Source organism: Oceaniferula marina (assembly GCF_013391475.1).
GTDB lineage: Bacteria > Verrucomicrobiota > Verrucomicrobiia > Verrucomicrobiales > Akkermansiaceae > Oceaniferula > Oceaniferula marina.
The window spans coordinates 1-25,886 of record NZ_JACBAZ010000001.1; the positions used below are offsets into that span (position 1 = coordinate 1).

15 protein-coding genes, 2 tRNA genes and 2 rRNA genes are annotated in these 25,886 nt (G+C 51.0%); 16 read left to right on the forward strand and 3 right to left on the reverse strand.

From position 1 onward, the window contains the following. Positions 1–29 precede the first annotated feature (29 nt). From HW115_RS00005 to dgt, 16 genes are all read left to right on the forward strand, one after another. Positions 30–105 (forward strand) — tRNA-Ala (locus HW115_RS00005). 95 nt (positions 106–200) lie between these two features. Beyond that, positions 201–277 (forward strand) — tRNA-Ile (locus HW115_RS00010). Between the two features lie 444 nt (positions 278–721). Beyond that, a 23S ribosomal RNA gene (locus HW115_RS00015) occupies positions 722–3,566 on the forward strand. 369 nt (positions 3,567–3,935) lie between these two features. Next, positions 3,936–4,051: ribosomal RNA gene (gene rrf, locus HW115_RS00020) — 5S ribosomal RNA — on the forward strand. 142 nt (positions 4,052–4,193) lie between these two features. Beyond that, positions 4,194–4,898: an aquaporin Z gene (gene aqpZ / locus HW115_RS00025; protein ID WP_178930531.1), complete on the forward strand. Its 705-nt coding sequence runs from the start codon at positions 4,194–4,196 to the stop codon at positions 4,896–4,898. Positions 4,899–5,076: 178 nt separating this feature from the next. Further along, positions 5,077–7,179: a RecQ family ATP-dependent DNA helicase gene (locus tag HW115_RS00030; protein WP_178930532.1), complete on the forward strand. Its 2,103-nt coding sequence runs from the start codon at positions 5,077–5,079 to the stop codon at positions 7,177–7,179. Positions 7,180–7,422: 243 nt separating this feature from the next. Continuing rightward, complete coding sequence (locus tag HW115_RS00035) at positions 7,423–8,505, forward strand: BAR domain-containing protein (protein ID WP_178930533.1); 1,083 nt, start codon at positions 7,423–7,425, stop codon at positions 8,503–8,505. Positions 8,506–8,685: 180 nt separating this feature from the next. Further along, on the forward strand, positions 8,686–9,738 hold the full coding sequence (gene trpD, locus HW115_RS00040) for an anthranilate phosphoribosyltransferase (RefSeq protein WP_178930534.1): 1,053 nt from the start codon (positions 8,686–8,688) through the stop codon (positions 9,736–9,738). Positions 9,739–9,861: 123 nt separating this feature from the next. Beyond that, positions 9,862–10,905: an LOG family protein gene (locus tag HW115_RS00045; RefSeq protein ID WP_227021186.1), complete on the forward strand. Its 1,044-nt coding sequence runs from the start codon at positions 9,862–9,864 to the stop codon at positions 10,903–10,905. 130 nt (positions 10,906–11,035) lie between these two features. Beyond that, positions 11,036–11,767 carry an RDD family protein gene (locus tag HW115_RS00050; RefSeq protein WP_178930536.1) on the forward strand — a complete coding sequence of 244 codons (732 nt, stop codon included), beginning with the start codon at positions 11,036–11,038 and terminating at the stop codon, positions 11,765–11,767. A gap of 15 nt (positions 11,768–11,782) precedes the next feature. Then, positions 11,783–12,787 carry a stage II sporulation protein M gene (locus HW115_RS00055; RefSeq protein ID WP_178930537.1) on the forward strand — a complete coding sequence of 335 codons (1,005 nt, stop codon included), beginning with the start codon at positions 11,783–11,785 and terminating at the stop codon, positions 12,785–12,787. A 163-nt stretch (positions 12,788–12,950) separates the two neighbouring features. Continuing rightward, positions 12,951–14,291 carry a DUF4129 domain-containing protein gene (locus HW115_RS00060; protein ID WP_178930538.1) on the forward strand — a complete coding sequence of 447 codons (1,341 nt, stop codon included), beginning with the start codon at positions 12,951–12,953 and terminating at the stop codon, positions 14,289–14,291. A 20-nt stretch (positions 14,292–14,311) separates the two neighbouring features. Beyond that, entirely contained in the window at positions 14,312–15,517 is a 1,206-nt protein-coding gene (locus HW115_RS00065) for a DUF4350 domain-containing protein (protein WP_178930539.1), read from the forward strand. A 4-nt stretch (positions 15,518–15,521) separates the two neighbouring features. Beyond that, a complete protein-coding gene (locus tag HW115_RS00070; RefSeq protein WP_227021187.1) occupies positions 15,522–16,511 on the forward strand; it encodes an AAA family ATPase in 990 nt (329 codons plus the stop codon). Positions 16,512–16,629: 118 nt separating this feature from the next. Next, positions 16,630–17,850, forward strand: a complete 1,221-nt coding sequence (locus HW115_RS00075) for a DUF58 domain-containing protein (RefSeq protein ID WP_178930540.1) — start codon at positions 16,630–16,632, stop codon at positions 17,848–17,850. 42 nt (positions 17,851–17,892) lie between these two features. Then, positions 17,893–19,173 carry a dGTP triphosphohydrolase gene (gene dgt / locus HW115_RS00080; protein WP_178930541.1) on the forward strand — a complete coding sequence of 427 codons (1,281 nt, stop codon included), beginning with the start codon at positions 17,893–17,895 and terminating at the stop codon, positions 19,171–19,173. A gap of 79 nt (positions 19,174–19,252) precedes the next feature. Here dgt and galK read toward each other — a convergent pair whose 3' ends face one another. The 3 genes from galK to HW115_RS19625 form a co-directional block, all read right to left on the reverse strand. Further along, positions 19,253–20,410 carry a galactokinase gene (gene galK, locus HW115_RS00085; RefSeq protein ID WP_178930542.1) on the reverse strand — a complete coding sequence of 386 codons (1,158 nt, stop codon included), beginning with the start codon at positions 20,408–20,410 and terminating at the stop codon, positions 19,253–19,255. Between the two features lie 75 nt (positions 20,411–20,485). Continuing rightward, on the reverse strand, positions 20,486–23,569 hold the full coding sequence (locus HW115_RS00090) for a glycoside hydrolase family 2 TIM barrel-domain containing protein (RefSeq protein ID WP_178930543.1): 3,084 nt from the start codon (positions 23,567–23,569) through the stop codon (positions 20,486–20,488). A gap of 177 nt (positions 23,570–23,746) precedes the next feature. Continuing rightward, positions 23,747–25,771 (reverse strand): sodium:solute symporter family transporter, encoded by a 2,025-nt coding sequence (locus HW115_RS19625; protein ID WP_227021188.1) that lies wholly within the window; start codon positions 25,769–25,771, stop codon positions 23,747–23,749. Positions 25,772–25,886: the final 115 nt, after the last annotated feature.

Here is a 25,886-nt window from a genome sequence, read left to right on the forward strand (position 1 = left end):
ATAAACAAAGTAACCGCCCTCTCTATTAAGGGGGTATAGCTCAGTTGGTAGAGCGCCTGCTTTGCAAGCAGGATGTCATCGGTTCGAATCCGGTTACCTCCACCAATGCCGCCTACGGCGGCAATTTGTAATGGTTTGGTTAGTGATGGGTGATTAAAGAATCGCCAATTATAAATCATCAATTGCAAATCAAGATTAAAGGGCCTGTAGCTCAGCTGGTTAGAGCACACGCTTGATAAGCGTGGGGTCACAGGTTCAAGTCCTGTCTGGCCCACCATTTACAAGAAAGTAAGTGGCAAATCGACCCTGGTTGAGGTGGTGAAAGCAAACAACATAGTAATTCGAAGGAACGCGAAAGTAAGTTCTTTGACATCTGTAGAGAAATTATTTCGGGCGAGCCTCACCCGCTTTTATAAGCCGGTGAAAGTCTGAAATGATTGATATTTCCTGTTCTGCGAAGGACATTGTCGAGAGATGATGATTCTTCAAAGTAAGATTACTCGTCAGAGTGATCGTTTACTGTATAAAACTATGATTTTTTTGAATGAGAGTTTTGTTCTGCAGTTCTTGGAAATACTCGAAACCAACCAAACTAACAAATCAGTAAAATGATTTAAACTAACTAACTGACGATCTTGAGAGAGATTGAAAGGAAGAACCAAATTTATGGCAAATTTCGTTAATACCTTTGGGTATTAACAGAGCTGAATTTCGAAAAAGGAATCAAGCTTTAAAGGGCACATAGTGGATGCCTTGGTGCTGGAAGGCGAAGAAGGACGTGATAAGCTGCGATAAGCATCGGTGAGCCGCAAACAGGCTTTGACCCGGTGATTTCCGAATGGGGTAACCTGGCTGGATTAATATTCAGTCGCCACTTGCTGAACACATAAGCAAGTGATCGCAATACCCGGTGAAGTGAAACATCTCAGTAACCGGAGGAAAAGAAAGAGAAATCGATTCCGTGAGTAGCGGCGAGCGAAAACGGAAGAGCCCAAACCGGGGGATTTATTCCCCGGGGTTGTAGGACCCCGCTGTGGGACCAGAGAAGATAGGAGAAGGCATTGGAAAGTGCCGGCATAGAGCGTGAGACCCGCGTAACCGAAATCTTCGAAGGCCCTAGGGGTATCCTGAGTAGCACGGAACACGAGAAATTCCGTGTGAATCTGCGCAGACCACTGCGTAAGGCTAAATACTAACCAGCGACCGATAGTGAACAAGTACCGTGAGGGAAAGGTGAAAAGTACCCCTGTGAGGGGAGTGAAATAGAACCTGAAACCATGTGCCTACAAGGTGTAAGAGCAAGGACTAGTCCTTGTGATTGCGTGCCTTTTGCTTAATGAGTCTACGAGTTAGTGTCTGTGGCAAGCTTAAGTCCTTCTGGGACGCAGGCGTAGCGAAAGCGAGTCCGAATAGGGCGAACATAGTTGCAGGCGCTAGACCCGAAGCGGAGGCGACCTACCCATGGCCAGGTTGAAGCGTCAGTAAAATGACGTGGAGGACCGAACCGATGTGTGTTGAAAAACGCTCGGATGAGCTGTGGGTCGGAGTGAAAGGCTATTCAAGCCCCGTGATAGCTGGTTCTCCTCGAAATGCATTTAGGTGCAGCGTTGCGTGTTGATGAGTGGGGGTAGAGCACTGACAAGGCTAGGGCCCATACCCGGGTACCAACCCTTATCAAACTCCGAATACCATTCAATAGAGCGCAGCAGTGAGACAGTGGGGGATAAGCTTCATTGTCGAAAGGGAAACAGCCCAGATCAGCAGCTAAGGTGCCAAAATCATGCTAAGTGGAAAGGAGGTGGGGTTTCTTAGACAGTGAGGATGTTGGCTTAGAAGCAGCCACCATTTAAAAAATGCGTAATAGCTTACTCATCGAGAGACCCTGCGCCGAAAATGATTGGCGATAAGCATGATACCGAAGCTCTGGATGTCATTGTCCTGCGGGACAATGGCGTGGTAGAGGAGCATAGTCATCTGGATTGAAGCGGAAAGGCGACTGACCGTGGACTGATGACTAGAGAGTATGTAGACATGAGTAACGATAGCCGGGTGAAATCCCCGGCCGCCGTAAACCCAAGGTTTCCCGGGCAACGTTTTTCGTCCCGGGGTTAGTCGGGACCTAACCCGAGGCCGATAGGCGTAGGGGATGGAAAGCAGATTAATATTTCTGCACCTGCAAAGTGAATGGGGACGCTTTTTGAATTGCAACTAAGTTATTGAATTCTGAGGGGATGCTTCGGCAGAACCGTATTGCATGAAAGAGAGCCAAGAAAAGCCATCACGACTAAAAGCAGCCCGTACCGTAAACCGACACAGGTGGGTGGGTAGAGTATACCAAGGCGTAAGAGTGAAACCTGGTCAAGGAACTCGGCAAAATAGCTCCGTAACTTCGGGATAAGGAGTGCCCCTCTTCGGAGGGGCCGCAGTGAAATGGGTCAACCGACTGTTTAGCAAAAACACAGCATTCTGCCAAGGTGCAAGCCGAAGTATAGGATGTGACACGTGACCAATGCCAAAAGATTACGGTGAGATGTTAGCGTTTTTATTAATGCGAAGCTTCGAGCCTAAGTCCTGGTGAATGTCGGCCGTAACTATAACGGTCCTAAGGTAGCGAAATTCCTTGTCGGGTAAGTTCCGACCTGCACGAATCGTGCAACGAGTTGACCACTGTCTCGACCAGGAGCTCAGTGAAATTGTAGTGCCGGTGAAGATGCCGGCTACCCGCAGAAGGACGGAAAGACCCTATAGACCTTAACTGTAAGCTGTTACTGTTTATTCGATTACAATGCTCAGCATAAGTGGGAGACGTTGAAGTGTGTTTTTAGGAGCACGTGGAGTCGCCAGTGAGATACCACCCTTTGTGATTGGATAATCTAACCCCGAGCCGTAATCCGGCCGGGGGACCGTGGCAGCCGGTCAGTTTTACTGGGGCGGTATCCTCCTAAAGAGTAACGGAGGAGCGCGAAGGTTGGTTCAGCACGGTCGGCAACCGTGTGTCGAGTGTAATGGCACAAACCAGCCTAACTGTGAGACCCACAAGTCGAGCAGATACGAAAGTAGGCCATAGTGATCCGGCGGTAGAAAGTGGAATTGCCGTCGCTCAACGGATAAAAGGTACCTTAGGGATAACAGGCTGATCGCGCCCAAGAGTTCATATCGACGGCGCGGTTTGGCACCTCGATGTCGGCTCGTCGCATCCTGGGGCTGGAGCAGGTCCCAAGGGTTGGGCTGTTCGCCCATTAAAGCGGCACGCGAGCTGGGTTCAGAACGTCGCGAGACAGTTCGGTCCTCTATCCTCTGTGGGCGCAGGAAAATTGAAAGGTTCAAACCCTAGTACGAGAGGACCGGGTTTGACGCACCTCTGGTGTTCCGGTTGTTCTGTCAAGGGCATTGCCGGGTAGCTAAGTGCGGCATCGATAAGCGCTGAAAGCATCTAAGCGCCAAGCGATTCTTAAGATTAATTTTCCCTGAAAGACCGTGGAAGACCACCACGTTGATAGGCTGGGGGTGGAAGTGCAGCAATGTATGCAGCTCACCAGTACTAATCGTCTGTCTGGCTTGATTCCTTCGAAATTCTAGTTTTTCGCCCTCTGGGTGAAACGATGATTTCAAGGAAAGCAAAATTGAAATTCAAGTTTGATTGGTGAAAGCCATGTTAAACGAGTAAGACAAGGACTGAGACAAAACTTGGTCATGGTTTTAAATGTAAAAGGAAATATCATTCTCTACAGTTGTCAGCGAACAAACGCGTCGCGTTTGTCAGAACCAAGACTTGAAGATAGAAGAAACAAGACTTGAACTGATAACTGATCTTTCCCAAGACCGAAGAACGAACACTCTAATCATCGAAGCCACAAGGCTAGGGTAATTGGAGGTCGCGATACAATCCAGTTAACGGATATCAGATAACGGTAACAGGAACACGTAGCCCGACCTCTGGTGACCATAGCATGGTGGAACCACCCGGTCCCATCCCGAACCCGGAAGTGAAACGCTGTTGCGCCGATGGTAGTGGGGCGATAGGCCCTGTGAGAGTAGGTCGTTGCCAGGTCTATGCCCGGTTTTTTCCTGACGGAAGAAACCGGGCTTTTTTTGTGCCCTTTGAGCCAAGAAAGGGGGGGGAGGAAAAGATATGCAGATACGAGATAGAACAATCTTGTCATGCTGTAGCTTTTTGATAGGATTCTGCTGTTATGACTAAAAAATTAGTAGCTGAATTGATAGGAACTTTCTGGCTGGTGCTCGGAGGTTGTGGTTCTGCGGTCCTCGCTGCCAACTTTCTAAGCGGGGATGCCCAAATGGGAATTACGCATTTGGGTGTCTCTTTTGCTTTTGGCCTGACGGTATTGACCATGGCTTTTGCCATTGGGCATATTTCGGGTTGTCACCTGAACCCTGCTGTGTCCGTTGGGCTTTGGCTGGGTGGTCGATTTTCCTCGTCCCAGCTTTTACCCTATATTTTGGTGCAAGTGGTGGGTGGTATTTTGGGAGCCGGTGTTCTTTACATGGTGGCATCGGGTAAAGCTGGATTTGAAGCTGGTGGTTTTGCCTCCAATGGCTATGGCGAGCTTTCGCCTGGAGGGTATTCCATGGGGGCTGTCTTACTCACGGAAGTGGTGATGACCTTTATGTTTTTAATAATTATTCTCGGGGCCACCGATGATCGGGCTCCAATCGGGCTCGCTCCGATTGCGATCGGTTTGGGGTTGACTCTGATTCACTTAATTAGCATCCCGGTCTCCAATACTTCAGTGAACCCAGCCCGTAGCTTGGCTGCTGCTATTTTTGCCACAGATTCGGCTTACCTTGGGCAGGTCTGGATGTTTTGGCTTGCTCCGATTGTTGGGGCCGCCCTTGCTGGTGTGGCCTATAAATGGCTCGGCCAGGAAGACGGATGATGTTAACGATCACGTTGCTCAGTTTGGGCAACTTCATCCTCAGGCTGAGGTGCTAGAGATTGCGTCGGTGGCTCCTTGTTGGGCCACCGGCACTTTTATGTTCAGCCAGCTGCATGATACGGGGGCTAGCTTGGCAAATCATGGTTGATTCGGCTAGTGGGATGGTTTTTAATCCGGCATGGCGCAAACGAGGGACCCATTAGAGGTATTGAAACATTACTTTGGTTTTGAGGGGTTCCTCGATGCGCAGGAGCAAGTGGTCTCGCAAATCTTATCGGGACGGGACGGGTTGGTGGTGATGCCTACCGGTGGAGGGAAATCCTTATGTTACCAACTTCCCGCACTTTGCCTTTCCGGGGTGACCTTGGTGGTATCTCCTTTGATTGCTCTGATGAAGGATCAGGTGGATGCCTTGTTGGAGAAAGGAATTGCCGCGACGGTGATTAACTCCAGTTTGGATCCGGGGGAACAGAGAGACCGTATCCGGCGAATGAAAGAGGGTGAGTTCAAGCTGGTGTATATCGCTCCTGAACGATTCAGGGCAGAATCGTTCATGTTGGCTTTAGCCGAGGTTGAAATAGCTTTGTTCGCTGTGGATGAAGCGCACTGTTTGAGCCAGTGGGGGCATGATTTTAGGCCTGAGTACATGCGACTTGGCAAGGCTTTGCAGCGATTGGGCAACCCGCAGGCTGTGGCCTTGACTGCCACCGCGACCCCAACGGTGCGAAAGGATATTTTACAGGTGTTGGCTTTGCGGGATCCTTTTGAAACCGTCAGCGGATTTAGTCGACCGAATCTTTCTTTGGCTATTTCGGCGACGGAAAAACATTCACAGAAATTTGCCCGGCTCAAGGAGGTCATTGCCCGTTGGAAGACAGGGATTGTCTATTGTGCGACCAGAAAACGGGTGGAAGCTGTTGCTGAAATGCTTCACGACTGGGGAGTGAAGAGTATTGCCTATCATGGAGGCATGAGTGATCAGGATCGCGAACGGGTGCAGAATGTGTTCATTAGCAAGGAGGCTGATGTTGCCGTGGCAACCAATGCTTTTGGCATGGGCATTGATCGGTCCGATGTTCGGTTTGTGGTTCATTTTGAAATTCCAGGCAGCATTGAAGCTTATTATCAGGAGGCTGGGAGGGCGGGGCGTGATGGGGAAGCTGCCTACTGCGAAATGTTTTATAACTATGCCGACACCCGGACGCAGGAGTTTTTTATTGAGGGTGCGAACCCTGGCTATGCCGCCATTTGTAATATTTACCAATTTCTTCAGAATGATGCGGATGAAAATTTTGAGATAAGGCGTTCCATGGATGAAATCTCAGCTGGTGCCGATGTCAAAAATGGGATGGCAGTTGGTAGTGCTTTGGTGGCGCTACGAAAAGGAGGATATATTGAACGATTTGATATTTCAGGCAAGAGGACGAAGGGAACACGGTTATTGAAGCCTGATGTCTTGGCTAGGAATCTGGCTATTGACCGAGATGCTTTGGATGAAAAAGAGCGCAGGGACCGGGAAAAGTTGGATAGCATGATCCGCTTAAGTGAGGTCAGGCAATGCCGCCAGCAAGCGATCTTGGAGTATTTTGGCGAAAGTCAGGCAGATACCTGCGGAACCTGTGATGTTTGTCGGGATGCTTTTGGTGGAGATGCCCGTCCGCCGAGCTGTGAACTCGAAACCACGATTGTACGAAAAGCTTTGAGTGGTGTGGCCAGAATGAGCAGAAAAACGAGCTCGGGCTGGCAGGGGAGGTTTGGTCGGGGGAAGGTGGTTCAGATGCTGATGGGCAGTAAATCTCAGGATATGACCAAAGCCCGATTGCATGAGCTTAGCACCTACGGCATACTTAAAGATCTGGGTACGGCGTATCTCAATGAATTATTCCGTGCAATGCAGCAAGCCGGATTGCTGCTCATCCAGCGAGGGGAATTTCCCTTGTTGACTTTGACTCCGCGAGGGGAACAGGTCATGTTAGGTAGGGTTTCGTTTCAATTGGTGTGGCCGGGAACCCAATCCCGAGGCTCCAATTTGGGTTCTGAGGTTGAGTTGTCCGAGTTTGGTTTTGATGCTGACCTTTATGGCCGATTGAGAGATGTGAGAGATCGTTTGGCCAAGTCCGAAGGCGTTCCAGCCTATCAGATATTCCCTAACGCAACTCTTGAGGGGTTTACTCGCATTCGTCCGCAGACCATGGAACAGGGGCTGCGAGTCAAGGGGGTGGGGCCGGTCAAGGCTGCCAAGTATTTGAATGCCTTTTTACTGGAGATTCAAAAGAGTTAGATTGAATCCGACCGCATACGGGTCGGCGTTGGGGTCGTGGGTTAATTTTTAGTCGGATGGGTCAACTTTTGGTGGTGTTGAATTTTGATTGTTGAGTGTCTGCCTGAGAATGGGTCAAAAAAGCCATAAGTTGGGGGGCTTTTCCCGTGCTGGCGGGGGTCAAAATTGATATAGCGTAGTTGGCTTGAGCTTGCCGGCACCCGTTACGCTGAGCGCTCTTGCCGAAATAAACATCTGACGATTATGAAAACACAGACGATAAACCTGCTTGCCGTATTGGCGCTGAGTGTTAGCTCCTCGGCGAAAGATAAACACGATTACCCGATCAAAAAGCATCGCGAGTTTGATGGTCGGAGTCTGGCGATTACCCAGAAATACTGGAATCAGTATCAGACATCCACCAAAATGATTCCATGGGAAGGTAAGAACATCTGCTTCATCACCATGGCTGAAAAAGAAGCGGAGACCGAAGTGAAAAAAGTGGAAGCGTTTACCCGCATTCTTGACCAGGGATGGGACGTGTATGCGGATATGCTCGAGCCGCATCAACCGAGACGGTTACGGCAGCATAAGGGGAAAAGTACCTTTATTGCTACACCTGGCCGCTATGCGGGAAAAAATACGATTGGTTGCGGCTACATTGGCCAAACCGGGGTAGAGGTCAGCACGTATTACAGTGAAGATCAGGCGGCCTTTGATGGTTATGTGTTTCCGATCTATTATTTTTACGAGTTGGGTCGTAACTGGTTTGTGTTTGGTAACCGGCTGAATTACATGAATGCCTGCCTCCCTGTGCACATGCGCGGGATTATCGGGGCAAAGCTCGATGTTGGGTATAAGGATAAGAAGAGACTGGAGCGTGAAATGGATTCGATGAAAAAAGGATTCGAGTCATTCACCAAATCAAAGGAGGTGTTTTCGAGTATTTTAAACAATGATCGTGGGCGCATCAGTCAGTATGGGAGCAGGGAGCTGCCGGGTGACAACAACACGCTGTATGCCGGGATGCTCTATCATTTTGCTGAAAAATTTGGTAGAAGCCGTGAATACGGTGATAAAGCAGGAGATGCATTCTATCGTAAATATTATCAAGGGGTGATGGAAACTCCTGATACCGGAGATAAAAAGACCAACACCTTGATGATTGTGGCGAGTTTGAGTCATGCCGCAGGAAAGGATCTCTCTACATACTGTAACAAAGAAATGCGGGTGGGGCTTACTCCAGAAGCTCTCAAGCTGTTTAAACGGCATCGTTGGAGCAAAGACAGAGCGGTGAAAGATTTTTTCCGCAAGGTGAAAAAAATCGACGATTACATTCAGTGGTAGATTCTTGACCTTCTCAGTATCCGGCCGTTTTGCTGAAACGCGAAACGGTCGGATGCCTGAGAGCTGGATCATGGTTCATCGGGGTGGGCTTTGATTGAGGAGTTTGGTTGTAGATACATTCCAAATACATGATGAAAAATCCTCGCCAATCTTCCGGTTTCGCGCTAGGATTACCTCGTTATGGACGCGCTGATACATCATGTGGAAGATGGACTGGAATTGGGCTTGCGTGAGGTCGATGCTGCGGCGGAGATGTTGCTGGATGGGTCGGTTTGTGATGATAAAAAAGCACGTTTTCTCAAGGGCTTGACTCTGAAGGGGGAAACCCCCGCGGAGATTGCTGGTTTTGTTGAGGCGTTTTTACAACGTGCGGTTGATCCGGGTGTCGGAGGGCTGGCATTCAATGGGCCGACGATCGATATTGTCGGGACCGGAGGGGATAAGTTGAACTTGTTTAATGTCTCCACCACAAGCATGTTTGTGATCGCAGCCGGAGGAGCTGTCGTTGTTAAACACGGTAACCGAGGGATAACGTCCAAAAGCGGCGGGGCGGATGTTCTGGAGGCCTTGGGGGTGAATATCGAACTGGGCCCGGAAGGTTTTCGTGAGTCACTTGAGGTTGCGGGAGTTGGATTTTTGTTTGCCCCGATTTACCATCCTGCATTCAAAGCTGTGGGGCCGGTCAGGGCGATGTTGGCTAAAGAGGGGGTGAGAACGATTTTTAATTTGCTGGGACCTTTGTTAAATCCAGTTAGACCGGAATGCCAACTGGTTGGTGTCTGTTTGCCGGAATTGGGATCGGCGTTTGCTGAGATCCTTCAGCGACTTGGCCGGGACAGCGCCTGGGTGGTACATGGGACAACGCCTGAAGGGGGATCGGTAGATGAAATGAGCCTGATGGGTCCTACCCGGATCTGTAAGTCCGGCCGATATCAATCGATTGTCGATGAAGTGGTGGAGCCTGAGGATTTTGGCCTTGTCCGTTGTGGGGTAGAGGATTTGCGAGGTGGAGACGCCCAGCACAATGCCACGATTCTGACTGACATTCTCAACGGCCATGAAACCGGTCCGAAGAGAGACATGGTGTTGTTGAATGCGGGAGCGGGATTAGCCTGTGCCGGATTGGTTGACACACTCGGACAGGGTGTTAGTTTGGCTAGGGATTTGATTGATTCGGGGCAAGCCTTGGAGCGATTGACCCGAATGCAGGAAATGTCCCGATCCCTGAGTTAGCTGGAGGCTGTCTATGGGCAGCAGAGTATTGTTTTTTGATCTATTTGTTTTTTTATATACCGTATAATGAGTCCACACGTTAAACCGACCAAAGTACCCCAAGAGAGAGATTTTACTGGAGGCATGTTGCAGTGTCATCCGTGCGCATTTATCGGATCGACCGGTGAAAAGTCGCTGGATGATAAGATTCGGCAGCTGGCTGATCAGGTGTGTGATAACCGGGATGCCGATCTCTTGGCTGAGATGCTGATCAATGCGGTTCGCACATCAAGAGGTTCCGTGACGGATGGAGATTTTAGGACCATGAACCGGGTGCTCAAGGAATTGCGCGTTGCGGATGAGGTGTTTGCCCCGTATCGCAGTTATCGTAAAGTTTCGATTTACGGGTCAGCCCGGACCAACCCCGATGAAGAGGAATACAAAGCTGCCGTGGATTTTGCCAGCAAGATGCGCGATGCCGGATTTATGACCATCACCGGAGCCGGCCCTGGAATCATGGCAGCCGGTAATGAGGGGGCAGGCCGGGATGATAGTTTCGGCTTGAACATCAACCTTCCATTTGAGGCCGTGCCCAACGCCTACATCTCGGGGGATCCCAAGCTTATCGGGTTTGATTATTTTTTCACTCGGAAGCTCTCGTTTGTTAAAGAAGGAGATGCCGTGGTCGCTTTTCCAGGTGGCTTTGGCACCATGGATGAAATTTTTGAAACCTTGACCTTGATCCAGACAGGGAAAGTGTCCATTTATCCCTTGGTTCTTATTGATGCTCCCGGAGGAACGTATTGGAAATTCTGGCAGCAATTTGTGGATGAGCATCTGATGCGCTTGAACTTGATTTCTCGAACCGATTTTTCACTTTTCAAGGTGACGGATGATGTCGATGAGGCAGTCGAGGAAATCTCACGGTTTTATTCCAATTTCCATTCATATCGCTATGTCGGGGACAAGTTAGTGATTCGTTTGATCAAGCCGCCAAGTGAGGATTTGTTGCGGAAGCTGAAAAATGAATTTAGTGATGTGCTCAAGAGTGGATCGTTTACCGCTACCGAGCCATTGCCTGCAGAAGAGGATGAACCGGAGTTGAGTCACTTGCCCCGGATTGTTTTCCGTCATGGCCGCAAGGACTTTGGTCGTCTGCGTGAATTGATCGATGTTTTGAATGAATAGGAGGTCGGGTGTTGATCCCCAATCACGGCTGGTGTTCTGCCTCGCCGGATGAAGGCTTTCATTCATCGGGCCTGTTCTTTCCAGCTTACAGGTTGACGAACCATTGATGATGCCTTGAGATAGCAAAAAGATGCCAGCATTAAGTTCCAAACGCGAAACTCGCTTGGACACCTTGCAGAGTAATGAACTCGCGGAAGGTGTGGAGATCCATTTGCGCACTGCCGGGCCTTATGTTCGGGTGTTGGCTTATTTATTGGATTTGCTCATCCGCGGGGCGGTTTGTTTAGTGGCGCAGTTGTTGTTGTTATTGGTCGGGGCGATTCTGGGTGCCCAGGTAGCTCAGGGGCTGATGTTGCTCCTGTTCTTTTTCCTGATGTTTTTTTATTACATTGTGTTTGAGGCTGGCAAGCGGGGGGCGTCTCCCGGTAAACGAGTGATGGGTCTCAGAGTGGTGGACACGTCAGGAGCTCCGCTTTCCTACGGGCAGGCTTTTATGCGGAATATGCTGCGGATTGCTGACGGTTTACCCTTTTGTTATGGGTTCGGTTTGTTATCGACCTTGCTGACAAAGCGTTTTCAACGCTTGGGGGATTTGTTGGCCAATACGGTGGTGGTTTACGACCGCCTGCCCAAGATGCAGGTAGCTTCTCTCCCCCCGGTTTTGGAATCAAGGGCTCCCAGTGTGCCTTTATCCCGCGAGGAACAGGCGGCCGTTTTGGGATTTCGTGAACGAGCCGGGATGTGGTCCGAGGCCCGTCGGGTGGAATTGGCGGATCATGCGAGTGCTCTGACTGGCTCATCAGGTCAACAAGGGATGACTCGTTTACTGGGGATTGCCCATTGGTTGGGAGAAAAACATTAAGGAGGAGTAGCCGGGATGCAGGGAAAGGAATTTGAAGAGAAAAACGCAGGGCGGTGGGCTGCCTATGAGCAATCGCTTGAAGTGCTCGAAAAAGGAGGACTTGGTTTGGATGTTTCCACCATTCCTTCGATGTTTCGCGAAGTCTGTACGGATTTGGCACTGGCCAGGCACCGGATGTACGGTATGCCGATGAACGAGCGGCTCAATGATCTGGTGATCCGCGGGCATAAAATGATTCACCGGCGTGCAGGAGGGACCTGGGAGCGGGTGCTGAAATTTGTGGTTGCTGATTTTCCGACAACGGTCCGCAAGGAGTGGCGTTTGCTTGTGGTTGCCACGCTGAGTTTTATTCTGCCCTTGCTCGGGATGATGCTTGCCGGGTTTTACTGGGTGGATTTCACTTGGGTGCAGGCTGTTTTAGGGCCGGATCAGATGGAGCAGGTCGATATGATGTATGGCCATAATGCGGATCAAATTTCCAGTTTGAGAGATGAATACGGGTCCAATTTTATGATGTTTTGTTTTTACATCATGAACAACATCGGGATTGATTTCAGAATTTATGCTGGTGGGATCCTGGCCTGTCTAGGCACCTTGTTTTTCCTGTTTTACAATGGGGTGTTTTTTGGGGCCTTTATTGCCTATATCCACAAAGCCTGTGATACCGAATTGTTTTATTCATTTGTTGCCGGTCACTCCTCGTTTGAGCTGATTGCGATGGTGATTGCCGGCATGGCAGGTCTGCGTGTCGGTATGGGCTTGCTTCACCCCGGTCGCCAATCCCGGGCTCGTTCACTGCTGGATGCCGGTAAAAAATCGCTTCCCTTGATTTATGGTGCTGCCGGAATGACGCTGATTGCAGCGGGTATTGAAGGGTTTTGGTCCGCCCAGCCTCTGCCTCCACACGTAAAATACACTGTGGGTATTACTTTGTGGGTTTTGTTGGTTTTATACTTTGCGTTTGCCGGGCTTGGTTCGCAACGCAGGGGGCACATGGGAAAGGAGGACTATGCGGCTTGAGGAAGTGACGGCAGAAATTCGGCCCCGTGTTCCTTGGGAATCGATCGATCTTGGTTGTGCCTTGGCTAGGCGGCATTTTGGCTCCCTGTTGAAATCTTGGGTGGTCACAGTAGTGCCACTATGGTTGTTGCTTGCTTTACTGCTGAGAAATCATCCGGTGTGGATGATGCTCGTTGTTTGGTGGCTTATCCCTTTATATGACCGGGTTCCCTTGTTTGTGGTGAGCCGTGCCTTGTTCGGGGACGTTCCCAAAGTCAGGGAGGTGATGAGAGCCTGGCCAAAGCTCTTGATTCGCAGGTTGCTGTTCGCCTTGGTGATTGGTCGTTTTTCTCCAGCCCGTGGATTGAGTTTGCCTGTAGCTGAGTTGGAGGGATTGCGAGGAAAGGCATATCGTCAACGGGTTGATTTGTTGGAGCGCAATGGTGGTGAGGGGGCAACCATGGCGACGATATCTGGCATGGTGTTGTGGTGGGTCTGCTTTTTTGGCACGGTCGGTACGGCGATGATGATGGTGCCCGAGGTGGTTCAGATGGAGTGGGTTTCAGGGATGGGAGATTTCTTTACCTTTTTTGATACGACCGATATTCCGGATGGTTTTTTCTGGATGTTAGTAGCTTTACAAATGTTTGTGATCACACTGATGGAGCCATTCTACGTCAGTGCTGGCTTTGCGTTGTATATTAACAGCCGAACATTGACGGAGGGGTGGGACATCGAGTTGGCTTTCAAACGTTTAGGTTCCAGGCTGGCATCGTTGGCCGGTAAAGTGGCGGTGGTGATGGCTGTCGGCTTTTCTTGTTTTTCTTCGCTAGCAGAGGCGGCGCCAGATACCAGCAAGGAGAAGATCGAGGCGATTATGGATGATGAAGATTTCATTATTCACCACCGATATGTTGATGTGCCGGTGGAAGAGCCTTCGAATGATTCGGACAGTGGATGGTTGGATTGGCTTAGCGACTTGTTTTCCGGTTCTGGCGTCCCCGACTTCATGGGGGCTGTAGGGACTGTGTTCTTTTATGTGATTTTGGCGGTGCTGATTGTGGGGATTATTTTTCTGATCATAAAAAATGCGCATGTGTTCCGTGGGGGCGGAGGGTGGAGACGTGGCGTTAAGATTGAACCTAAAACCGTGGCTGTCATGGGGATGGATGTCAGTCCGGAGTCCTTGCCTGATGATATTGCGGGGGCTGCGAGGGATGCTTGGCGTGCCGGGGATTTCAGGCTGGCGCTGAGTTTGCTGTATCGAGGCTCGCTCGCATGGATGGTGTATCGGGCTGAATTACCCATCGAGGAGAGTGATACAGAAGGTGATTGTTTAGCTCGGGTGGCAGCGCTTCAGGACCCGAATCAGGTTCGCTATTTTTCAGAGCTTACCGGTCAGTGGATTGCTTTGGCCTATGGGAAAATCGTGCCTGATGACCATGCCATGGTTTCCTTATGTGAACAATGGCCGTTTGATAACCAAGTTAAACACCCCCGTGGGGGAGAAAGGAGTGAAGGGTGAAATATTTCGCTTGTTTGCTGATGCTTGCGGTTCTGGTCGGCTGCGGCAAAACCGAAAAAAAGCGTCGGACTCTGGGATACAAGGGGGAGGCTGGTGTGAACCCGTTTCTGGCAGCCCAGCGTTTTCTCAGAAATGATGGTTGGGAAGTCGACAGCCAACACGGTGTGGGCTACCTGACTGAGGAAATATCAACATTATTTATTCCACCCTCATCCATTCATACCGAGGGAAGGGCCAAGCGCTTGATGCAGTGGGTGAGTGAGGGGGGGCATCTGGTGATCATGCTGGATGCAGGGGAACTCAGTGGTGATGATTTTGTCAAAAACCCGAGTTCCTGGTCATGGTTGGACATGGAAACCTCGCACCCGGGGTTGGATTATCTGAGCTCGGAACTTGAAGTGGAATTAGTCGAATGGGAGCATCAGCGGACCGATGCTTCAATCGATCCGGAGTCGTTGGACCTCGACGAGTGGGAAGTGATGGAGGAAAAAGACCGAGTGCTTCTTGGTTCGGAAAAAAGTGAAATCATGCTCGAGGGAGCACCGATGGCGATCTGTCATTGGTCCGAACAAGGGGTGCAATATTCTGAGTTGATGGAAGCCGAGTTTGGTAGTGGTGAGGAAAGTGGGGATGAAAAACACCGCTATCTCAGTGAAACGTATCTGCATGGCCGCGTCACTTGGATGACGGATGCAAGACCCATCCGTAACCGCTATATTGCTTATGCCGATCATGCGCAATTTCTCCATGAGTTGTGTGCCTTGTCCAGACCCGGGATGATTGTCTTTGCCAGTGGTGGGGGCGATGGGCTGTTTGATTTGATTTGGAGGTATTACCCATTGGCCGTAGTGACCTTTCTCTTGGCGGTAGTCTTCTGGCTTTGGTTACATTTACCTCGATTCGGGCCCGTTCAAGGGCTTCCCGAAGGGGGGATGAGAGAATACCTGAGTCTGATGCGTGGCATGGGGCGCTTCTTTTGGAAATACAAGCGAGATGATGTGATGTTATCGGCAATGCGGTCGGCAGTGAGTCGTAATTTATCGATGCAACCGGGGGCGAGCCAAGAGGGCATCTTTGAGCAGTTGGCGGAAAAGTCCGGTATTTCAGAAGAAGAAGTGATTGAAGCCATGACCCGTGAGAACGTGCACGAACCCGGAGTGATGGTTAGGATCACCAGAAATTTACAGAAGATGATGCAGCATTTAACAAATAACAAACAACGATAGAACGATGAATGAGACGATGGAGATGACGGGAACAGGAGAGGGAACATCCGCACAACAGATCTGCCAGCAGATCTATGCGGAATTACGCAAGGTGTTTTTTGGACAGGACCAGGTAGTCAGTCAGGTTTTGGCAGCCTTGCTGTCGGGCGGGCATATTCTTCTGGAGGGGAAGCCGGGTTTGGGGAAAACCCACCTTGTGTTGGCTTTGGCTAATACCTTTGGTGGGGAATTCGGGAGGATTCAGTTTACTCCTGATTTGATGCCTACGGATGTGACTGGTTTTACTTTGTTCGATATGAAAAGCCAGACGTTTCAAATGAGGCGAGGTCCGGTGTTCACCAATCTTCTATTGGGTGATGAAATTAACCGGGCCCCGGCCAAAACCCAGGCCGCCTTATTGGAGGTCATGCAGGAACGTCAGGTGACCATTGATGGGGAGAGTATTAAGTTAGACCCTCCATTTATGGTCTTGGCGACTCAAAACCCGATTGAGCAGGAAGGGACGTATCCTTTGCCTGAAGCTCAACTGGACCGTTTTTTGATGAAGGTGGTGATTGATTATCCTGATCAGGCGAGCGAGGAGCAAGTGGTGTCCCAGGTGACCTCCGGGGCATCGGCTTCCGGGATCGATGCTTCCGAGGTCGAGCGTATTTGTAGTCAGGAGGAGATCATTCAGGCTCAGCGCGAGTGCGCATCGATTCAAGCTGTTCCGGAGGTCGTCCGGTATGCGGTCAACATTTGTAGAGCAACTCGCGAATCTCAGGGGATTAGTCTGGGGGCGGGGACTCGTGGGGCGATCAGTCTGATTCAAGTGGCCAAAGCATATGCCTTGATCAATGGGCGGGGCTTTGTGACTCCTGATGATGTCAAATCAGCTTCGTTGCCTGTATTGCGCCACCGGGTGCAATTGGCACCTGAATTAGCGATCAGCGGCCAGAAGGTGGATGATGCGGTTGCTGGGATTGTGAATGCCGTCGAAGCCCCGCGCGTTTGACCCGACCTTCTTGGACTCTTCCTTTTTTTAATCATATATGATCCAGCCAAGTCGACATCTTGTTGCTATCACCCTGATTTGGGGTGTGGTGGGGTTTTGTGCTGGTCACTGGCCAGTGATGAAATCTGTTTGGATCTGGGGTGGAGTGGTGTTGCTGGTCTTCCTCTTGGTTGATTTGTTGGCTTGCTTGTTTTTGAAGCGACCCAGAGTTGAGCGTGATTTACCGGGACGATTTGCCAGTGGAATTGAACAGTCCGTGCCTCTGACTTTGCGTAACCCGGGAAGTTTGGCATTGCGCTTGTGTTGTTACGACGGCATTCCTTCGGATGCCAGCAGTCGGGAACTTCCGTGGTCTGGCAAGGTGCCGGCAAAAGGTTTTACCAAACTTGAGTATCCGGTGACGATCAAGGAGCGTGGGGCCAAAGAGTTTGAGCCTGCGCATATTCGTTTTTGTTCGCCACTGTTTTTGTGGACTCGAAAATGTCGGGCTGGGGTGATGCAAGAGACCCGGGTTTACCCCAACTATGAACCGGTGTTGCGTTATGCGCTGTTAGCCATGGCCAACCGGGCTGAACAAATGGGGATTGTTAAAAAGAATCGGGCTGGAATGAGTCGTGAGTTTCACCAGTTGAGAGACTATCAGTTAGGTGATATGCTTTCCCAAATCGACTGGAAGGCGACATCGAAACGTTTGTCGTTGATTAGTCGGGATTACCAGGAACAGAGGGATCAGACGGTGATTCTAGCGGTCGACTGTGGTCGGCGCATGAGGGCCCATGATGGCGGCGTGCCGCAATTTGACCATTGCTTGAATGCCATGCTGCTGCTCGCTTATACTGCCCTGCGTCAGGGAGATCATGTTGGGGTAATGGCCGTGGGTGGTGGTGAACGATGGCTTGCACCGGTCAAAGGGATTCAATCGATGACAACTATTTTAAACCACCTTTACGATTATGAGACCAGTACGGCGCCGAGTGATTTCTCCGAGGCCGCCGAACGTCTTTTGACGCTACAACGGAGGAGGGCCTTGGTGATTATGTTGAGTAATGTGAGGGGGGAAGACAGCCACCAGTTGGTGGAACCCTTGCGTATGGTCCGCCAGCGGCATGTAACGATTTTGGCAAATTTGCGGGAGGCCTCGGTTGTCCGGCGGATGCAGCAAAAGGCATCGACACTGGACGAGGCTTTGGAGGTTGGAGGAACGGCGATTTACCTTGAAGAACGAGAGCGGATGCTCGGTGAACTTCGGGCACACGGGATCTATACGGTGGACAGTCAGGCGAAGGAGTTGCCCGTTGTTCTTGCCAACGCCTATTTGGGCGCACGCGAGATGGTGTGATTTAAAATTGATAATAGATACGGATCGTGGAGAATGCGCGGGATGAATCGTTTTTACAATGCCTTTGATATTGAGCGGACAATGGAATGGCCGTCCGAGGACGACTACCGTTCGCCGTTCCAAGTTGACCGTGACCGGGTGTTGCACACCCCGGCATTCCGAAGCTTACAAAGCAAAACGCAGGTGTTTTGGAGTGGTGAGTATGATTTTTACCGCACACGCTTGACGCACTCCTTGGAGGTTGCCCAGATTGGGCGTTCGATTTGTCATTGGCTCAAGCATCAAGACCCACACCTTGACGACCAACATTATATTGATCCGGAATTAGTCGAGGTTATTTGTTTGTCTCATGATCTGGGGCATCCGCCATTTGGGCATGCGGGGGAGCGAAGCCTCAATCATTTGATGCGGGATTACGGTGGCTTTGAAGGCAATGCACAGACGTTACGATTGTTACGAGACCGGATTTTTTCGATCAAGCAAACCGGGATGAATCCGACCAGGGCCTTTGTCGATGGAGTTCTCAAATACAAGACGCTTTGGAGTGAACTGAAACGGGGTGACCAGATACCGGAGCATCATTTTATTTATGACAGCCAAGTCAATGATCTGGATTGGGCTATGGGGGGAGTGGATTTCCCCACTGAATTGACGCCAGGAAAACGCAGGGACAGCTTCAAATCGATCGAGTGCCAGATCATGGATTGGGCAGATGATACGGCATACTCCTTGAATGATCTATCGGATAGCGTCCGGGCCGGGTTTTTGACGGTGTCCAGAGTAGAGCGTTGGGCCGAGTCGGTCGGTGAGCCTTGCGGGCAAGGCACGCCACTCGGTGATTTGGTGGATGCAATCCGAGGTGACCGTGTGGAACCCTTTGCCGGAAAGAGGATCGGACGCTATATCCAGTCGGCCCGCATGGAGGAAGATGTGAATGGGATGAGCGCTCTGACCAACCGTTATAAGTTCCGTTTGGTGATTGATCCGGAGGTTCGAGCTGAGTCCAAAATTTTTAAACGCCTCGCCTATGAGGTTGTCTTTCTTTCCCCGGAATTGAAGCAACTGGAATACAAGGGAAATCACATGCTTGAGCGCTTGTGGCAGGTGTTGGATGGGTTTTATGTGCGTGCGGACCTGGGGGGACCACAATTTCAAATTTTACCCGAAGCGGCAGCTCGTGAAATCGAAGCCACGGATGACATGCATGTTCGAGCTCGTTTGGTTTGTGATTTTTTAGCGAGCATGACGGATGGATATGCGGCTAGGATGTACAAGCGTCTGTTCATCCCGGATTTTGGTTCGATCGGAGATCTGGTAGGCTAGTTCATGGGGAACAAAAAACCGACGACAATGCATGCCGCCGGTTTGTTTGATAGGATGAGTTTGGTTGCCCCGTCCCGGGTCAGATCAGTCTGGCTCCCTTGCTTGGCCGGGAGGTGAAAATCTCAGGATCGATGCCAGTCTGTTCCTTGTATTGCTCAGTCATGGCTGCAACGATGTCATCGGCCTTGTCTGACTCGCAGAGCGTGACCGTGGAGCCTCCGAATCCTCCTCCGGTCATACGGGCGCCGATGACGCCACCTTCTTTGCCCATGCTGCGGGCAATATCGACCATGATGTCGAGTTCTTCACAGGAAACTTCGAAGTCATCGCGCAGCGAGGCGTGTGAGGCATACATCAGCGAGCCGAGGGTGTCGAAATCATTGGCCTTCAGTGCGGCTGCGGCATCGATGGTCCGCTGGATCTCTCCGACGACATGGTGGCCTCGACGGTAGACGACATCGCCCATGGTGTCTTTGGCTGCGTCGACGTCTGACATGCTGACATCGCGCCAACTGTTTTTGCCGATGATTTTGAGTCCGTCTTCGGTTGCTTTCCGACGTGATGCATATCCTCCATCGGAGAGCTCGTGTTCGACACAGGTGTTGGCTACAATCACGGTGAGGTCAGGATTCTCAAAAGGGACCAGCGTGGGTTCTCCGGATTGGCAGTCGATCATGACCAGGCGGTCGGTTTCTCCGAAGGCTGAAGCAAACTGGTCCATGATGCCACAGGGGCAGTGAGCAAAGACGTGTTCTGCTTTTTGACAGAGCAGCGCCTTGGTTTTGGTGTTAAGTTTTTCACCGGTGATTCCTTCCAGCATGGTCGCCACGGAGAGTTCAAAGGCTGCTGATGAGGAAAGACCACCGCCGGAAGGTACGTTTGAGATGATGTAGGCATCAAACCCCGGGATTGTGCAGCCGGCCTCTTCCCTGAAATAATGCATCACGCCCCGTGGGTAGTTTGACCACTTGGGGGTGCTTTCCGTGATTTCTCCGGCAACATCAATCTCGATGATGCCTTCGACTTTGGCATCCCCGAAGCGTGCGGTAGTGGTGCCGTTCGGCGCTGCCGCGATGACGAAGTTTTGTTCGAGAGCAAAGGGCATGACAAAACCGTCACAGTAGTCGATATGTTCTCCGATCAGGTTGACCCGTCCAGGGGCTGCCGCGATCACGGTGGGTTCCTTACCGAATGTGCTGGTGAATCCGTCTTTGGCTTTTTCAATTAGAGTATTCATAGGTGTTTGGTGGAAGAATCGTTGAGTATTCAAAGAGGGGTGCAGGCATGAGTGCTTGCCTGCACCTGTGATGGGCTATTTGACTTCAAGCCGGAAAGCATAGGTGTAGGTCTCCGATTTGTTGAGCATATGTTTTTTCATGGGGAGGGCACCCCAGGAGGTAATGCCTCCAAGTCCTTGGGATGCGAGGTCGATGTTGACGGTAATGACGTCACGTTGTGGGATGTCGCACGGGTGATCACCTTGTTCTAAATCACTCATCAGGCAGGGGTAAGCACCACCTTGCAGCAAGTGTTTACCGAGCGCTGTGATGTGCAGCTTTTTGCCTGCATCATTAGTGAAGGTCATCCAGCGGATATCCATGCGGTTGCCTGTTTCCTGTGGTTTACTGTAGGGGTGGGCTAGCTCAGGCACGGTGCATGAAAACGTGCCGGTGTAGCCGCTGGCACGGCGGTCGAGATAGCATTCGTGTGGTCCGATGCCCCGCCACTGGAACTGCTGGTAACTCGCCGGGATAAGGCACTGCATACCGACGCGGGGGAGGTCGGCGATGGATTTTCCTTTGGGCTGGACCATGACCTCCACCTGAAGGCCGCCCTCTGTGAGGGTATAGCGAATCGTGCCCGTGGTGCTCGCAACGGGTATTTTTAATTGGTAGCTGGCGCTGCCATCCTTCAGCTCGGTTGCATCGGGGGTGGCTGTGGTTTTTGTGCCTGCCGTTTTCCAAGGAGCGCTGCGTTTGGTGTACTTATTGCGACGTTCATTGTCGTTTGGAGGTCTCCAGAAGTTCAGGTGCAGGGGGCCGGCCAGTTGTTCTTGCCCGGCTTTTTTTATCGATGTGACCTGGGCATTGGTGTCGTTGATGCTCACTTGCAGGTCTCCCTTGCTGAGCGTGGTGACGCCCTTCGCTTTTCTGGTGGTCGCACCTTTGGCTGCTTTATCGGCGACAGCTGGTAATGGTGCTTGTTGGACGAGGATGTCCTCACGAGCGACGACGTGTCCTTTCTTCGCCCATGGGGTGTCGTTTTTCAGGCGCAGCTCAAGGCGGACTCGAACTTCACTGTTACTTGCCGGTTTAAGTGGCGTAGTGAGCGTGCCGGTGCTGTCGGGTTTGATGTCGGGGGTGTCGATTTGTTTGGTTGGTTCTTCTTTGCCGTTGGTAACCGTGGTGATGAAGGTGTCGTAGGCAGAAGTATTGGTGAAATAGGCGGTGTTGTGCAGGGTGATCTTGAGATGGCCATTCTCGAGTTGGTGATCCTTCAGGCGAAGGTTCTGGTAGCTTTTATGCACTTCAGGAGCCTGAGGTGAGGGCGTGCGGTCTGACATGACGACACCGTTCATACAGAAGTTGCCGTCGTTATCCATGTCACCGAAGTCTCCGCCGTAGGCGAAAAAGGTGAGTGTTTTTCCGTCAGGCCCTTTTTTGGTTTTGGTAATCCCTTGATCGACCCAATCCCAGATGCAACCACCTTGGAGTAGGCGTTCTTTTTCGAAGAGCATCCAGTAGTCCCAGAGGCCTCCCGATGAATTGCCCATGGCGTGGGAGTATTCGCAGACCATAAACGGGCGCTGCTCGGCTAGTGGCTTTTTCTCTTCCTTGCGGCAGAATGCTTCGAGCCGTTGGTGGTTGGCATACATGGTCGAAATCAAGTCGATGTGTTTTGCCTGCCCGGCGCGGTCGTAGTGGACCGGGTATTTAACCGGGGATTTTTCGCGAAGCCATTGGGAGGCTTTAACGAAGTTGACTCCGTCTCCGGATTCGTTGCCCATGGACCACATGATTATTGAACTGAAGTTTTTATAGGCTCCGACCATATTGGTGATGCGGTCGAGGTGGGCTTCATACCAATCCGGTTTTTTTGCAAGTGAGCTTTTCCCGTAGCCCATGGCATGGGTTTCGATGTTGGCTTCGCAGATGACATACATGCCGTATTCGTCACAGAGCTCGTAGAATCGAGGATCGTTAGGGTAGTGGCTGGTTCGGACAGTGTTGATGTTGAGCTGCTTCATCAGTTCGATATCCTGACGCATGGATGCTTCGCTGACATAGTGCCCTGTGACTGGATCGTGGTCGTGCCGGTTGACCCCCTTGATGTAGATAGGCTTGCCGTTGACCAGGATCTGGCCGTTTTTCATCATGACGGATTTAAAGCCGATTTTCTGATGATAAAAATGGGGTGTTTGTCCGTCGGGTTGCACTTCGAGCAGAAGCGAGTAGAGGTTGGGTTTTTCAGCCGACCAAGGAAGAATGTCGAGGCTCGGGATTTCGAGTTTTTGATTGCCGCTGGTACTGGCGATCGTTTTGCCTGATGGGTCAATGACACTGGCTGTGACGTTTGTTTTGCCGGTGGTGGTAAGGTCAACGCTGAGCTTGCCTTTGCCGTTGGGGGTGAGGGTGGCGTTGACGGCGAAGTCGCTCAGACCTGATATGGGTCGTGAGCTGAGGAAGACATCACGGAAGATGCCGGACAGTCTCCAGAAATCCTGGCACTCGAGATAGGAACCGTCGGAGTACCGGTAAACCTCAACAGCGATGAGGTTTTTACCTGATTTGAGGTAAGGGCTTAGGTCAAATTCGGCCGGGGTGCGGGAGTCTTGGGAATAGCCGACCTTTTTGCCATTACACCAGAGGTAAAAAGCGGATTGCACCGCATTGAAGGTGATGGTCGTGTTGCGCTTTTCCCAGTCTGTTGGCAGGGTGATGGTCTTACGGTAGGAGGATACCGGGTTGCGCTCCTTGTAAGTCGTGCGTTTTTTTGGAGGTTCGCCCATGACGAACGGAGGATCTTGTTTGAAGGGATAGCGGACGTTTGCGTAGATCGGGGTGCCGTATCCCTCAAGTTCGACATTGGATGGAACCTTGATGGTTTTCCAGCTACTGGCATCGTAATCGGTTTTATAGAAATCCAGTGGGCGTTTGTCGGGGTGCTCCACCCAGTGGAATTGCCAGTCTCCATTAAGCATGATGCACCAGGGGGATTCCATCCGTAGTTTGGTCATGGCTTCCTGTTTGTCAGGAAATGCCATGCTCACCGAGCGAGGTGATGCTTTATTAATACGGAAAACCTGTTGGTTTTCCCAATCTGGAGATTCGGCAGCAAGAGGTAAGCTTGCTCCAAACACGATCGAGAGTGACGTGAGTAATCGGCGGTAGTTCATAGGTTGTTCTATTTGTTAGGTGTGTGTGATGATTTTCTGATTTGTCAGATGGATAGACTGAGGTCGCAGCCTGAACGGTGGATGGTTCATTCCTGGGGAGTGAAAAAATGGCCCCAACGGAATGTCGGGGCCATATGAGTCGGGGTAATGTTGGCCCTCAGGCTGGTGATGTGATGATTACCAGAAGATGATGTAGAGGGCGATGGTGGCAACGATGACAAGGCCGCCCACCACTTGGGCTCCCTTCGAGCCCTCGAGCTCGATTTCCTTATTTTCGGGCATGGTGACAGCTTCTTTCATCGGGCTGATTATTGTGAGGACGATTCCTACAATCAGGACGATAAAGAAGCAGAGGGCCATCCGGTCGAGGAAGGCGATTTGCTCAGCATACCACCATCCTTTGGAAACCATCCATGGTCCAATGGCCCATTTGAATGCACCGTAAGCCACGACGTTGGTTCCGATACCAACGGCACCAAAGTAACGTGGGGTCCGGGGTGAGAAGAAGCCAAAGATAAAGACCGCAAGAATACCCGGGGAAATGAACCCCTGGAATTCCTGAATGTAGGCAAAGATACTGGTGAAATTATCCAGCTTCGGAGCCACCATGGCTGCGAGAAGGACAAAGACGACCACAAACCCACGACCGATTTTCACCAGCTTATGCGACTCCGTTTCGCCGGAGAACTTGGCATAGAGGTCCATGGTGGCAATGGTGGATGCCGAGTTGAGCATCGATGCCAAGGAGCTGATGACCGCACCGCAGAGGGCAGCGAGGACAAACCATGAGATATACCAGTAATCTTTGATCAAGTTCCGCACCAGCACCGGGAAGGCCGCATCGTAGTCGTAACCTTTGAGTTCGGCTCCTTTTGTGATGGCTTTGTTGTTTGCAACAGCCTGATTGGAGAGTTCGTTGATCAGTGATGCCTTTGCCACGGCTTTATCATTTTCCGAGGCTTCAGGTGTAAGTTTTCCAATGGTATCCTTGGTTGCCTTTAGCGCAACCTCAGCTCCTGCCAGTTTGGTGTTGTGGGTGACGACTTGGCTGACCAGTTCGGGCTGGCGCAGGACAAAGTCGGCATCGACGACAAGGGTTTTATTATCTGTGACACCTTTGAGCGCATCGATGTTTTTCTTGGCAGCGGATTCATGCAAGTCCGAAGAGAACAAGTTGAACGCCATGATTCCTGGAATGACAACGAGGAAAGGGATGATCAGTTTGAGGGATGCCGCAAAGACGATACCTTTTTGACCCTCTGCCAATGATTTGGATCCGAGTGTTCGCTGGACGATATACTGGTTTAGTCCCCAGTAGAAAAAGTTGGGGATCCAGAGTCCAATGAGCAGCGCTGTCCATGGGATGTCCGAATCTTCCTTCGGGCGGATCATGTGCATTTTACCTCCAGAGAGGTTTTTACCGTTACGGGCTTCGGCTTCGCCGTCAACGCCATCGTTGAGTAGTTTGATTCTTTCCCAAGCACCTGCTTTTTCAAGGTCTTCGACGGTTGCATTTGAATTTTCTACTTTGGTGAGGATGAGTTCTTCGGCTGGCTTGTCCGCAATGGTGTCAAAGGCGAACCACATGACCACGACGCCTCCAAGAATCAGGGCGGCCCCCCAGATGAGGTCGGTCCAAGCACAGGCTTTCAAACCTCCAACAAATACGTATGCCGCCGCCAAAATCGCAATAAACCAGCACATATAGGTGAGGTTGTTGATGACTGGCACATCGTTGTAATATTCGGACACGAATTTGGCTCCAGAGAAGATAACAGAAGCAGTTGTGACGAAGACGAGTGTAACGATTGCGGGGATCGCCATCGCGAGGCGTGCAACACCATCAAATCGGTATTGAAGGAATTCGGGGATCGTGTAGAGGCCGGCTTTCAGGAATTTGGGTAGGAACCAGAATGCGACGCCGATGAGGGTGACCGCAGCCATCCATTCGTAAGAAGCAATGGCCATACCTAACCAGTTTGCCGCAGATCCTGACATACCGACAAATTGTTCGGTTGATATATTCGCTGCGATGAGTGAGAAACCGACGAGCCACCATGTGAGTCCCCGTCCTGCGAGGAAGTAGTTAGCGGCTCCTTTTTTGTGATCGGCATCGTCGCCGTCCTTGGATTTCCAAATACCAAGGGCGATGACACCGACCACGGCTATGATAAAGAGTGAGACTTCTAAGGCAGTGTTCATGGGTCTGAATTATTGAGTTTGTCTGTTGGGGTTATGAGTGGATGGGAAGTGTTGCCATACAGGATACCGTAAAAAATCACCCATAGGGAAGAAAAATAACGATAATCTCGGTCAT

Coding starts and splice junctions, on each gene's coding strand:
- aqpZ (WP_178930531.1), top strand. CDS start 4,194: ATGACTAAAAAATTAGTAGCTGAATTGATAGGAACTTTCTGGCTGGTG.
- HW115_RS00030 (WP_178930532.1), top strand. CDS start 5,077: ATGGCGCAAACGAGGGACCCATTAGAGGTATTGAAACATTACTTTGGT.
- HW115_RS00035 (WP_178930533.1), top strand. CDS start 7,423: ATGAAAACACAGACGATAAACCTGCTTGCCGTATTGGCGCTGAGTGTT.
- trpD (WP_178930534.1), top strand. CDS start 8,686: ATGGACGCGCTGATACATCATGTGGAAGATGGACTGGAATTGGGCTTG.
- HW115_RS00045 (WP_227021186.1), top strand. CDS start 9,862: ATGTTGCAGTGTCATCCGTGCGCATTTATCGGATCGACCGGTGAAAAG.
- HW115_RS00050 (WP_178930536.1), top strand. CDS start 11,036: ATGCCAGCATTAAGTTCCAAACGCGAAACTCGCTTGGACACCTTGCAG.
- HW115_RS00055 (WP_178930537.1), top strand. CDS start 11,783: ATGCAGGGAAAGGAATTTGAAGAGAAAAACGCAGGGCGGTGGGCTGCC.
- HW115_RS00060 (WP_178930538.1), top strand. CDS start 12,951: ATGATGCTCGTTGTTTGGTGGCTTATCCCTTTATATGACCGGGTTCCC.
- HW115_RS00065 (WP_178930539.1), top strand. CDS start 14,312: ATGCTTGCGGTTCTGGTCGGCTGCGGCAAAACCGAAAAAAAGCGTCGG.
- HW115_RS00070 (WP_227021187.1), top strand. CDS start 15,522: ATGAATGAGACGATGGAGATGACGGGAACAGGAGAGGGAACATCCGCA.
- HW115_RS00075 (WP_178930540.1), top strand. CDS start 16,630: ATGAAATCTGTTTGGATCTGGGGTGGAGTGGTGTTGCTGGTCTTCCTC.
- dgt (WP_178930541.1), top strand. CDS start 17,893: ATGAATCGTTTTTACAATGCCTTTGATATTGAGCGGACAATGGAATGG.
- galK (WP_178930542.1), bottom strand. CDS start 20,410: ATGAATACTCTAATTGAAAAAGCCAAAGACGGATTCACCAGCACATTC.
- HW115_RS00090 (WP_178930543.1), bottom strand. CDS start 23,569: ATGAACTACCGCCGATTACTCACGTCACTCTCGATCGTGTTTGGAGCA.
- HW115_RS19625 (WP_227021188.1), bottom strand. CDS start 25,771: ATGAACACTGCCTTAGAAGTCTCACTCTTTATCATAGCCGTGGTCGGT.